Origin of the sequence: Pseudomonas sp. D47 (assembly GCF_045447305.1) — a bacterium.
Classification (GTDB): domain Bacteria; phylum Pseudomonadota; class Gammaproteobacteria; order Pseudomonadales; family Pseudomonadaceae; genus Aquipseudomonas.
The window spans coordinates 16,687-28,981 of record NZ_JBJGXU010000068.1 but is presented as its reverse complement, the minus strand read 5'-3'; the positions used below and the strand labels follow the sequence as shown (position 1 = coordinate 28,981).

General features: G+C 58.3%; 10 protein-coding genes. All 10 read left to right on the top strand.

Annotated features, from left to right (window positions below; all coding sequences use genetic code 11):
• Positions 1–210 precede the first annotated feature (210 nt).
• A complete protein-coding gene (locus ACI77I_RS27595) occupies positions 211–951 on the top strand; it encodes a flagellar basal body rod protein FlgF (protein WP_094951599.1) in 741 nt (246 codons plus the stop codon).
• A 71-nt stretch (positions 952–1,022) separates the two neighbouring features.
• Entirely contained in the window at positions 1,023–1,808 is a 786-nt protein-coding gene (gene flgG / locus ACI77I_RS27590) for a flagellar basal-body rod protein FlgG (protein WP_094951600.1), read from the top strand.
• A gap of 53 nt (positions 1,809–1,861) precedes the next feature.
• Positions 1,862–2,557 carry a flagellar basal body L-ring protein FlgH gene (flgH, locus tag ACI77I_RS27585; protein ID WP_094951601.1) on the top strand — a complete coding sequence of 232 codons (696 nt, stop codon included), beginning with the start codon at positions 1,862–1,864 and terminating at the stop codon, positions 2,555–2,557.
• A 27-nt stretch (positions 2,558–2,584) separates the two neighbouring features.
• Complete coding sequence (locus ACI77I_RS27580; RefSeq protein ID WP_094951622.1) at positions 2,585–3,673, top strand: flagellar basal body P-ring protein FlgI; 1,089 nt, start codon at positions 2,585–2,587, stop codon at positions 3,671–3,673.
• A gap of 4 nt (positions 3,674–3,677) precedes the next feature.
• A complete protein-coding gene (gene flgJ / locus ACI77I_RS27575) occupies positions 3,678–4,946 on the top strand; it encodes a flagellar assembly peptidoglycan hydrolase FlgJ (protein WP_094951602.1) in 1,269 nt (422 codons plus the stop codon).
• A gap of 10 nt (positions 4,947–4,956) precedes the next feature.
• A complete protein-coding gene (gene flgK, locus ACI77I_RS27570) occupies positions 4,957–7,002 on the top strand; it encodes a flagellar hook-associated protein FlgK (RefSeq protein WP_094951603.1) in 2,046 nt (681 codons plus the stop codon).
• A 14-nt stretch (positions 7,003–7,016) separates the two neighbouring features.
• The gene (locus ACI77I_RS27565) at positions 7,017–8,627 is read left to right on the top strand and encodes a flagellar hook-associated protein 3 (protein WP_263273714.1); all 1,611 of its coding nucleotides are present in this window, start codon (positions 7,017–7,019) and stop codon (positions 8,625–8,627) included.
• Positions 8,628–8,903: 276 nt separating this feature from the next.
• Complete coding sequence (locus ACI77I_RS27560; RefSeq protein ID WP_406999338.1) at positions 8,904–9,833, top strand: ketoacyl-ACP synthase III; 930 nt, start codon at positions 8,904–8,906, stop codon at positions 9,831–9,833.
• A 266-nt stretch (positions 9,834–10,099) separates the two neighbouring features.
• Positions 10,100–11,821 carry a flagellin gene (locus ACI77I_RS27555; RefSeq protein ID WP_406999336.1) on the top strand — a complete coding sequence of 574 codons (1,722 nt, stop codon included), beginning with the start codon at positions 10,100–10,102 and terminating at the stop codon, positions 11,819–11,821.
• 77 nt (positions 11,822–11,898) lie between these two features.
• Positions 11,899–12,249, top strand: a complete 351-nt coding sequence (locus tag ACI77I_RS27550) for a flagellar protein FlaG (protein WP_263273711.1) — start codon at positions 11,899–11,901, stop codon at positions 12,247–12,249.
• The last annotated feature ends 46 nt before the right edge of the window (positions 12,250–12,295 follow it).

The following is a 12,295-nucleotide window of genomic DNA, read 5'->3' as shown; positions in this document are numbered from 1 at the left end:
ATCTTTGTCATTTTCAAGACCGATGCTTGCCGCAGGCGGCAGTAGTCCGCCGTTTTTTCGACTCTTACCCATCCCTTAAATCCTCGCGCCTGTCAGCAAACCCCCGCCCCGCCTGGATTTTGCCCTCTTTTAAAAAGTTGGTTCGCAAATTGCTTAAGCCTCATCAGTACAACGGTGGGCGGCAAGCGTCCGTCAGAAAGAGGATAGAGCGTGGACAAGTACCTTTATGTGGCAATGACCGGCGCCAGCCAGAATGCACTGGCGCAGAAGGCCCATGCCAACAATCTGGCGAACATCTCCACCAACGGTTTCCAGCGTGACCTGGAGCAGGCGCGTTCGATGCCGGTGTTCGGTGACAGCTTTCCGGCGCGTGCCTTTGCCATGACTGAGCGGCCGGGTACTGATTTTTCCCCGGGCGCCATGATCGAAACCGGTCGTGACCTGGATGTGGCGGTCAACGGCAACGGTTGGATCGCCGTGCAAACCCCCGATGGCAGCGAGGCCTACGTGCGCAGCGCCAGCATGAACGTTGACGCGCTGGGTGTGCTGCGCGCCGGCAACGGCATGCCGGTGATGGGCAACGGTGGCCCGATTGCCGTGCCGCCCCAGCAGAAAATCGAAGTGGGCGCCGACGGCACCATCAGCATCCGCGCCATGGGCGAAGGCCCACGGGTGATGGCTGAAGTGGACCGCATCAAGATGGTCCAGCCGGACCTCAAGAACATGAACAAAGGGTTGGACGGCACCATCCACACCAAGGATGGCCAGCCCGCCCAGGCGGATGCGAACGTCAAGCTGACATCGGGCTTCCTGCAGGCGAGCAACGTCAACGCCGTGGAAGAAATGACCGCAGTGCTGTCGCTTTCCAAGCAGTTCGAGCTGCACATCAAGATGATGAACAGCGCCAAAGAAGACGATCAGGCTATGACTCGCGTTCTGTCGATGAGCTGATAGCGGCCTCACTGAACCAACACTAATTTTGCAACACGGCGCCAACAAACAGGCGCACGAAGGAGAACAGCATGCTTCCGGCTCTATGGGTTGCCAAAACAGGTTTGTCCGCCCAGGACACTAACCTGACCACCATTTCCAACAACTTGGCGAACGTGTCGACCACGGGCTTCAAACGTGACCGCGCTGAGTTCCAGGACTTGCTCTATCAGATCAAGAAGCAGCCGGGCGCGCAGTCGACCCAGGACAGCGAACTGCCGTCGGGCCTGCAATTGGGTACCGGTGTGCAGATCGTCGGCACCCAGAAGAACTTCAGCGCCGGTAACCTGCAGCAAACCGGCCAGCCGCTGGACATGGCCATCAACGGCCGTGGTTTCTTCCAGATCCTGCAACCGGATGGGACTACGTCCTACACCCGTGACGGTACTTTCCACCTCGACTCCAATGGCCAAATCGTCACGGCCAACGGTTTCGCCCTGGAGCCGGCTGTCGTCGTGCCTGCGGATGCTAAGACCTTCACCGTCGGCAACGACGGCACCGTGTCGATCACCGTGGCCGGCAGCCCGGCGTCGCAAGTGATCGGCAACCTGCAAACCGCTGACTTCATCAACCCGGCCGGCTTGCAGGCCATGGGTAACAACCTGTTCCTGGAAACCGCCTCCAGCGGCGCGCCGCAGATCGGCACCCCTGGCCTGAACGGTTTCGGTACCACCCTGCAAAGCACCCTGGAAACGTCCAACGTGAGCACGGTTGAGGAGATGGTCAACATGATCACCACCCAGCGCGCCTACGAGATGAACTCCAAGGTGATTTCCACCGCCGACCAGATGCTTTCGTTCGTAACGCAGAATCTGTAATCAAGTCTATGGGGCGCCGTTGACGGCGCCTGCAGCACCGTGAGGTAAGGGTCATGAATCGCTATGTTTCTGTTCTGGCATTGAGTGGGATCGCCGTGCTCGCGGGCTGTGTCGCCCCGACGCCAAAACCCAATGACCCGTACTACGCGCCGGTGTTGCCACGCACGCCGCTGCCTGCGGCGGCCAACAATGGCTCGATCTACCAGGCCGGTTTCGAACAGAACCTGTACAGCGACCGTAAGGCGTTCCGAGTGGGTGACATCATCACCATCACCCTGAACGAAAAGACCCAGGCCAGCAAGAACGCCAACTCCCAAGTGGGCAAGACCAGTAAGGCCGGCATTGGCTTGACCTCGTTGTTTGGTGCTGTACCCAATGTCAACAACCCGCTGGGCAATGGTGATCTGAGCTTGAATGCCGGCTACAGCGGCGACCGTGCCACCAACGGCAAGAGCGCGGCGGGGCAGGGCAACAGCTTGACCGGTTCGATCACCGTAACCGTGGCCGATGTATTGCCCAACGGCATCATCGCGATACGCGGTGAAAAGTGGATGACCCTCAATACCGGTGATGAGTTGGTGCGTATTGCCGGGATGGTGCGGGCCGATGACATTGCGACTGACAACACCGTACCGTCGACGCGGATTGCCGATGCGCGCATTACCTACTCGGGTACGGGTTCGTTTGCTGATGCGAGTCAGCCAGGCTGGTTCGACCGTTTCTTCCTTAGCCCGCTGTTCCCTTTCTAGGTGGCCACTTTGAAACTCAAACAGCTGATGGCTGCCGCGTTATTGCTGGCCTTGAGCGCAGGGGCCTTTGCTGAGCGGTTGAAAGACATCGCCAGTATTTCCGGCGTGCGCTCCAACCAATTGATCGGGTACGGCCTGGTGGTGGGGCTCAACGGTACGGGTGACCAGACCACCCAGACCCCGTTCACCCTGCAGACCTTCAACAACATGCTCTCGCAGTTCGGCATCAAAGTGCCGGCGGGTTCGGGCAACGTGCAGTTGAAGAACGTCGCGGCCGTGTCGATCAGTGCCGACTTGCCAGCGTTCTCCAAGCCGGGCCAGGTGGTGGACATCACCGTGTCGTCGATCGGTAACTCCAAAAGCCTGCGTGGCGGTACGCTGTTGATGACGCCTCTTAAAGGTATCGACGGCAACGTCTACGCCATCGCCCAGGGCAACCTTGTGGTGGGCGGTTTTGACGCCGAGGGCCGCGACGGCTCGAAAATCACCGTTAACGTGCCATCGGCCGGGCGTATTCCGGGCGGTGCCATGGTGGAACGGACCGTTCCCAGCGGTTTCAACCAAGGCAACAGCCTGACCTTGAACCTCAACCGTTCGGACTTCACCACCGCCAAGCGCGTGGTCGACAAGATCAACGACATGCTCGGCCCTGGCGTGGCCCAGGCCATCGACGGCGGTTCGATCCGTGTTACTGCGCCATTGGACCCAAGCCAGCGCGTCGACTACCTGTCGATCCTGGAGAACCTTGAGGTCGACCCAGGCCAGGCGGTGGCCAAGGTCATCATCAATTCGCGTACCGGCACCATCGTGATCGGCCAGAACGTCAAGGTGTCGCCGGCAGCGGTGACCCACGGCAGCCTGACCGTGACCATCACCGAAGACCCGATCGTCAGCCAGCCTGGGCCATTGTCCAACGGCCAGACGGCGGTGGTTCCACGCTCGCGTGTGAATGCTCAGCAAGAAGCCAAGCCGATGTTCAAGTTCGGCCCCGGCACCACGCTGGATGAGATTGTCCGCGCGGTGAACCAGGTGGGCGCCGCCCCAGGCGACTTGATGGCGATCCTCGAAGCTCTGAAACAGGCCGGCGCCTTGCAAGCCGACCTGATTGTGATCTGAGGCCATGGCCATGGATATGCGCAAGAGCGGGATCAGCAGCACAGCGGACTCGGGGTCTTACTCCGACCTGAATCGGCTTAACCAGCTCAAGGTCGGTGCCGACAAGAACAGCGAAGGCAACATGCGCAAAGTGGCGCAGGAGTTTGAGTCGCTGTTTTTGAGCGAGATGCTCAAGTCCATGCGCTCGGCCACCGAGGCGCTGGGCAAGGACAACCCGATGAACACCCCGGCCGCCAAGCAGTACCAGGAAATGTACGACCAGCAGTTGGCGGTCTCGATGTCCCGCGAGGGCGGCGGTATCGGCTTGGCCGACGTGCTGATGCGCCAGATGCAGAAGAACAAACCGGTGGACGCCCAGGCGGCCACCTTGCAAGGCCCAGAGGCGGCGCAGGCGCCCGCGAAAAAAGTCGATGTGCCGACTGAAATTGCTGCAGGCACCACAGCCGAAGGGCCGTTGGGCCGCTCCAATGGCCAGCGCCCGCTGTGGGCTTACCGCGTGGCCGTGCCTGAAGGCGCCAGTGCTCACGCCAACGATATGGAGCTGATGAACCAGCGCCGTATCGCTTTGCCAAGCAAGCTGACTGACCGTCTGTTGGCCGGCATTGTGCCTAACGCACCGGTCGCCATCGATGCCAAGAGTGCGCCGCTGCGTAATAGCGCCGCCGCCGACAACGTGATCAACAGCACCGCGCACAGCTTTGCCGTGCCGAGCGGGCGCATGCAGGTGTATGGCCGCGCCATCGCCCAGCCACCGCTGGCACCGGCGAAGAAAGCCTTCAGCTCGCAGGATGAGTTCGTTGCCACCATGTTACCGATGGCCAAGGCCGCCGCAGCGCGTATCGGCGTCGATCCGAAGTACCTGGTGGCCCAGGCCGCCCTGGAAACCGGTTGGGGTAAATCGGTGATGCGCGCCGAAGACGGCAGCAGCAGCCACAACCTGTTCGGCATCAAGGCCGGGCAGAGTTGGCAGGGCGGCCAGGCGCGTGCAATCACCAGCGAGTTTCGTGATGGGTCGATGGTCAAGGAGACGGCGCACTTCCGCTCCTATAACTCCTATCAGGACAGCTTCCACGACCTCGTGACATTGCTGCAAAGCAATGATCGCTATAAAGAAGTTGTGAAATCAGCCGATAACCCGGAGCAGTTTGTACGCGAGTTGCAAAAAGCCGGATATGCAACCGACCCGGACTACGCCAGCAAGATTTCGCAGATCGCCAAAACGATGAACAGTTACCAGAACTACGCTGCCGCTGGCGCGACCACTCATTTATAAGGTCTGAACCATGAGTTTGCTCAATATCGGGATGTCGGGGCTTAACGCCGCTCAAGGATCGTTGTCGGTCCTGAGTAACAACATTGCCAACGTCAACACCCCGGGATACTCGCGTCAGCAGACCACCCAGAACGCCAGCGCCAATAACCAGTACGGTGGTGTGTTTATCGGCACTGGCACCACGCTGGCGGACGTTCGCCGGGTGTACAACGAATACTTGGACACGGCGTACCAGAACAGCACGGCGCTGAATAACGACGCCAAGGCTTATCAGGATCAGATCAGTGCGGTCGATAAGGTGCTGTCGGACAAGACCACGGGCCTGTCCTCGGTGCTCAGTTCTTTCTTCGCTACCTTGCAGACATCGGCGTCCAACCCCAGTGATCTGTCGGCCCGCCAATTACTGGTGACCAACGCCCAGACCTTGAGCAGCCGGTTTAACGCGATCTCGACGCAGTTGACTCAGCAGAAAGAGACCATCAATAACCAGTTGGGCAGCATGAGTGAGCAGGTCAATCAATTGACCGCCTCGATTGCCTCGCTCAATAAGCAGATTTCCCAGGTGCAGGGCGCTTCGGGCAATGCCCCGGCCAACCTGTTGGACTCGCGTACCGAGGCCGTACGCTCGCTCAATGAATTGATCGGCGTGACGGCTACCGAGAAGAATGGGCAGTTCAGCGTGACTACCGGCAGCGGTCAGTCTTTGGTCGAAGGCGGGATTTCCAACACCATTTCCGCAGTGCCGAGCAAGACCGATAACAGCCAGTACACCATCCAGTTGGACATGAACGGTACTACCATGGACCTGGGCGGGGTGATCAGTGGCGGTAGCATTGGTGGCCTGTTGCGTTATCGCAGTGATGCCTTGATGCCCGCCATCAATGATCTGGGGCGCATCGCTATCGCGACCGCAGACACGATCAATAATCAGCTGGGCCAAGGCCTGGACCTGAATGGCGACTTTGGTATTTCGCTGTTCAAAGACATCAACAGTGCCGCCGCCATTGCCTCGCGCAGCCAGGGTGCGGCGGGTAACAGCAGCGGTGCGGGCAACCTTAATGTGTCGATCAGCGACAGTAGCAAGCTGACGACCTTCGACTACAAGGTGACCTTCAGCGATAGCGCCAACCCTAACAAGGTCACGGTACTGCGCTCGGATGGCAAAGCCATGGGCACCTTTGATATGAGCTCCACACCCCCGCCGACGATGGATGGCTTTACCCTCGCGCTGGATGGTAAAGGCACAATGGCGTTTGGCGACAGCTTCAAGGTCAGCCCGACCGCGACCGGGGCCAGCGGTATTGGCGTGGCGATCACCGATCCGAACAAACTAGCGTTTGCCGGCCCGTTGGCGGGTACCAGCGGCAAGACCAACAGCGGCACGGGCACCTTTACCCAGCCGTCCTTGACCGTGCCACTGGATATTCATGGCGGTGCTGACACGGCCCAACTGCGCACGGGCATCGAAAACTCGATGCCGGTGAAAATGGTCTTCGGCAAAGCGGCTGCTGACGGCACGCAGCCTTATACCCTCAACGATGCGCAGGGTAACCCGATCGGCACCGGCAGCATCATTCCGGGGCAGGGCAACAAGATCACCGTCAATGTGCCGATGCGTGATGCCAGCGGTGCGGTCATCCCCGGCAAGAGCTTCAGTTTCGACACCACCGTCAACGGCTCCCCGGCTGACGGCGACAACACGACCTTTGCCTTTAACAGTGGCGGCAAATCCGATGGCCGCAATGCCCAGGAACTGCTGAACCTGCAGACCAAGGCCAGCGTGGGCATGAGCGACGGCAACGCGGGTGTCAGCCTGGTGGGGGCTAATAGCAAACTGGTTTCGACCGTGGGCTCCAAGACTAGCCAGGCTAACGTCGACAGTGCGGCCACCGGCGCTTTACTCAGTGCGAACAAAGAGGCGCGCAACTCAGTGTCGGGCGTCAACCTGGATGACGAGGCGGGCGACATGATCAAGTTCCAGCAGTACTACACCGCGTCGTCGCAGATCATCAAGGCTGCGCAGGAAACCTTCACCACACTGATTAATGCCCTTTAAAGGAGGCTGGGACGATGCGTATTTCTACACAGCAATATTTCGAGACCAGCTCCGCCAAGTATCAGAGTAACTATTCCAGTGTGGTGAAAGCCCAGGATCAGGCAACCACCGGTGTACGCGTGCAAACGGCTGCGGATGATCCGGTCGCGGCGGCGCGGTTGTTGATGCTCCAGCAGCAGAAAGACATGTTGGGGCAGTTCAACGGCAATATCGACACGCTGAAAAACTCGCTGACCACGCAAGAAAGCGTGATGGAAAACATCAATATTGCGATTCAGAGGGCCAGTGAGCTGGCGCTGAAGGCGGGTAACGTTGGCATCAGTGACGCTGACCGCAAATCGATTGCCGCCGAGGTTGGCGCCATTGAGGACCAAGTCCTGGGTTTGCTCAATACCAAGGATGCCAGCGGTAACTATTTGTTCTCGGGGAGCAAGACCGACACCCCTCCTTACGCGCGCAACAACGATGGTACCTACAGCTATCAAGGCGATGACACGCCGTTGAGCCTGAAGGTTGCGGAGAATTTGTCGATCGCCATGGGCAATACCGCAAAAAGTATGCTTGAAGGCTCGGCGAACACGGGCCGTACACAAACGGCACCTATTCTTGTACCGCCAGCGGTCGATGATGGCAAAGTCACCCTATCGGCCGGTCTGATTGCTGCCAACACCAGCTATAACAGCAGCTTTTCGGACGGTCAGCCTTATAAGCTGACGTTTACCAGCAGCACCCAGTACGTGGTGACCGACAACGCTGGCAAGGACATCACTTCCGAGATTCCGGGCAACGGCACTTTTGACTCTACCAAGGAAGGCGCGTCAACGGTCAATCTGCGCGGGGTCAAGTTCGACATCGGGCTGAACCTGGGCAAAGATGCGCTGGGCAAAGACATCCTGCCCGGTGCGCCAGCGGATGCCATCGTCAAAGACCGCGAGTTCAGCCTGTCGGTCAAGCCTGACAGCTTCAGTGTCTCGCGCACCCCGAGCAATCCGAGCACGGCACAGCTGAGCAACGGCACGGTGAGCGATCCGGCCGCTTATGCCAGCACCTTTCCCAACTCTGGTGTCATCGTCAAGTTTGGCGCAGCCGGCGCCTACGATCTTTATGCGCAACCTTACACGGCAGACAGCAAATCCATCGCCAGCGGTACCTTGGCTGCTGGCGCCACGTCGATTACGGCGGCAGGTGTGACGTTTGATGTCACTACCGCGCCGGCGCCGGCAGCCGGCGACCAGTTTTCGATTGGTGCCACCAGCAACAAGAACGAGAACGTACTCGACACCCTGAGCCATTTGCGCAAAACCCTGGAAACGCCGTCAGACGGCAACCCGGCGGCGCAGAAGGAACTTAAGGATGTGGTGGCCAGGTCCATTGGCAACCTGACCAATGCTTACACTCAGATCGACCAGGCGCGGGGCTCCATTGGTGCGCGCCTGAATACCCTGAGCATCCAAAGCCAGGAAAACACTAGCTTGGATCTGGCAAACACCACGACCATGAACGCGCTGGGCAATGTCGACTTCGCAGAAGCCGCCATCAACTTGAGCCTGCAGCAAACCATGCTGCAGGCCTCGCAGCTGGCCTTCGTGAAAATCTCCCAGTTGAGCCTGTTCAACAAGATGTAATCGGCGTCACCCCAAACGGCCCACCCTGGAAACACGGTGGGCCGTTGTCGTTTCTGCGACTTAATTGTTTGAAGGTTTTGCATAAAGCACACAAAATTGAGTGACCTGTGAGTCATAAAGCGCATCTTCACTGTATCGTGTGAAAAGGATAAGTCGTCGCCAGGTCGTTGCGCGCAGGCTTTCAGCGAGATTTTTGCGGGGTTATCCCCTTTATTGTCAGCGCCCCCGAGGCAGTTCGCGGGGTGTTCTCCAGCTATTTAGTATTGGGAAGCCACAATGATTGGCATAAAAAGCATCGCCAGTTACGTGCCGGCAGACGGGATCGATAACTACGCCCAGGGTGCCAAATTCGCTAAGGATGAAGAATTCATCATTGGCAAGATCGGATCGGCGTTCCTGCCGCGCAAGGAAGCTGCACAGGAAACCTCTGATCTGTGTGTCGAGGCGGTCAACGCTTTGTTTGCCAACAACCCGAATTTGAAGCGCGAGTCGATTGACGCGCTGATCGTCGTCACCCAGAACGGCGATGAAGAGGGTTTGCCCCACACCGCCGCCATCGTCCAGGACAAACTTGGCCTGCCGACCCACGTCGCGGCGTTCGATATTTCCCTGGGCTGCTCCGGCTACGTCTACGGCATCTACGCGATGAAGGGCTTCATGGAAGCCACGGGCCTGAAAAACGGCCTGCTGATCACCGCCGACCCGTATTCGAAGATCGTCGACCCGGAAGATCGCAACACCACCATGCTGTTCGGCGACGCCGCCACCGCCACCTGGATGGGCGAGGACGCGCCGTGGTTGCTCGGCAAAGCCAAGTTCGGCACCGACGGTTCCGGCGCGCCGCACCTTAAGGTCAGCGACGGCGTGTTCTTCATGAACGGCCGCCAGGTGTTTAACTTCGCCTTGCTCAAGGTGCCGGCGCATTTGCACGAACTGCTCAATGAGTCGGACCTCAAGGCTGACGACATCGATGCGTTCTGCATTCACCAGGGCAGTGCGGCGATTGTCGACGCCGTGGCGCGGCGTTTCGAAGATGCGCCGGTGGACAAGTTCATCAAGGACATGGTCGAGACTGGTAACACCGTGTCGTCGAGCATTCCGCTGCTGCTGGAAAAGCACGTGATGGATGCCACCTGGAAGCGCGTGGCAATCAGTGGTTTTGGTGTGGGCCTGTCGTGGGGCTCGGCGATTCTCTATCGTCCGTGACACCTTAATAGGCTGAACAACAAAACGCCGATGATCAAACGATCATCGGCGTTTTTTTATTGGCGCCAGAAAAGCCAATGAAACCGGGGTTTTAAGCCGCGCTAAAGCCTTGAATTGCAAGGGATGGCACGGTGCTAGTAAAAAATTTCAAAAAAACCCTCAAGCAACCGCGCGACACGACGATAACTATTACGAAGGTTCTCTAGGCCACACCCGGCGGTTGCCAGGGCCGGAAGCCGCAGTATCCAACTCACGAGGATTTCGTCATGGCATTATCAGTAAACACCAACATCACTTCCCTGGGTGTCCAGAAGAACCTGAACAAAGCTTCCGACGCTCTGAGCCAGTCGATGAACCGTCTGTCTTCCGGCCTGAAAATCAACAGCGCCAAAGACGACGCTGCCGGCATGCAGATCGCCAACCGTCTGAACAACCAGGTCAAAGGCCTGAACGTTGCCATCTCCAACGCCAACAACGGTGTTTCGATCGCCCAGACCGCTGAAGGCGCGATGCAAGAATCCACCAACACCCTGCAGCGTCTGCGTGAACTCGCCCTGCAAGCATCCAACGGTGATAAAAGCGACGCTGACCGTGTGTCCCTGCAGCAAGAATTCACCGCTAAAGTGGGCGAACTGAACCGTATCGCCAGCACCACCACCTTCGGTGGTCGTAACCTGCTGGACGGCTCGTTCAACAACGTAGCATTCCAGATCGGCGCCAACGCCAACGAGACTATCTCGTTCGGCATGACCGACATTAGTTCGACCGCACTGAAGGGTAACTACAAAGAGGCTGCTGTCGACGGCGCAGCAATGAAAGGTCTGGCAGCCACTGCTACCGGTGCGGTGCTGGGTGATAAGGCTTCCAAAACTGGTACTGCAGCTACAGCGATCGTTACAGGCGACGCATTCACCATCAATGGTGTAACCATTAACCTGACCGCCGCCGCTGCAGGCGCTGCTGGTGGTACCTCTGCGGTTGCAGATATCAACGCTGCAACCGCTCAGACTGGCGTTACTGCTACCACGGATGCTGCCGGCGTTGTAACACTGTCGTCCAAGAGCGATATCAATTTGGGACTGGCTGGCGGTACTACAACTGACGGTCTGGCCAAGCTTGGCCTTGGCGCTCCTGGTACTACCGCAGCTGTAGCAACTACTGGCGCAAGCGCTATGGGTGCAGCAGGTGCAGTCTCTGTCAATGGCAATGCCGTGACTTGGACTAACACTGATACCTTGACAAGCGTATTGACCAAGCTGACTACCGCTGCAGGTGGTGCTGCTAACGGTGCCTCCGCTACTTTTGCTGATGGTCGCGTCAAGCTTACCTCGGGTGACGGTGCAGATATCAAACTTGCCAATACCGCCAGTGGTTCTCTGTCGCAGTTGGGTCTGTCGGCTGGTACTACTCAAGCCAAGTTGACCGCTGATACCTCCATTGACGTAAACGGCGTTGAAGTCAAATTCAAGAAGGGCGACACCTCTGACGCGATCGTAGCCTCGATCAACAGTGCCAGCACCGGTGTTCAAGCCAGCAAAAACGCTAATGGCACCTTGAACCTGTTTGCTGACAAAGACATCACCATCAAAGATGGCAGTGCCGGTACTGGTCTGGCTGCACTGGGTCTGACCGCTGTTGCAGCGGCCGGCACCAAATCCGCCGTCACCATGGAAACCAGCGTTTCCGACCTGAGCATCCTGACTGCCGCTTCTTCGCAGCAGGCTACCCAGGCTCTGGACGATGCCATGCAGCAGATCGACAGCCAGCGTTCGCAGCTGGGTGCCGTACAAAACCGCTTTACCAGCACCGTGGCCAACCTGCAGAGCATTTCGCAGAACTCCTCCGCTGCCAAAGGCCGCGTAGAAGACGCTGACTTTGCTTCTGAAGCGGCTGAACTGACCAAGCAACAAACCCTGCAACAGGCTTCCACTGCGATCCTGTCCCAGGCCAACCAACTGCCATCCGCTGTACTGAAGCTGCTTCAGTAATATCGGCTAGCGGTTAAATAACGGGAGGGTGCGTTTAACGACGTGCCCTTCCGTTTTTTCAGTTTGGAGGTGGTGACATGGACATGAGCATTAAGCTGAACACGCCTTACGCCTCTGGTACAGCCCAGCCTAGCCCCGCACCGGTGGCTCAGGCAAAGACTATAGCCAGCACCAGCAGTGAACCCGTCCAGGGCGAAGAGCCACAACGCGTCGCGCTGGAAAAAGCGGTAACCGATATACGAGAGTTTGTGCAGGCTTCACAGCGCAACCTGGATTTTTCCATCGACGACAGCACTGGCAAAGTGGTCGTCAAGGTGATCGCCACTGACAGTGGTGAAGTGATTCGACAGATACCATCGGAGACAGCGCTGAAGTTGGCGCAAAACCTGAGCGATGCCAGCAGCCTGTTGTTTGATAGCAAGGCTTGAGTTGGCACGAAACATGTCTCTGATAGCGGTCAGGGCGTATAAGCGC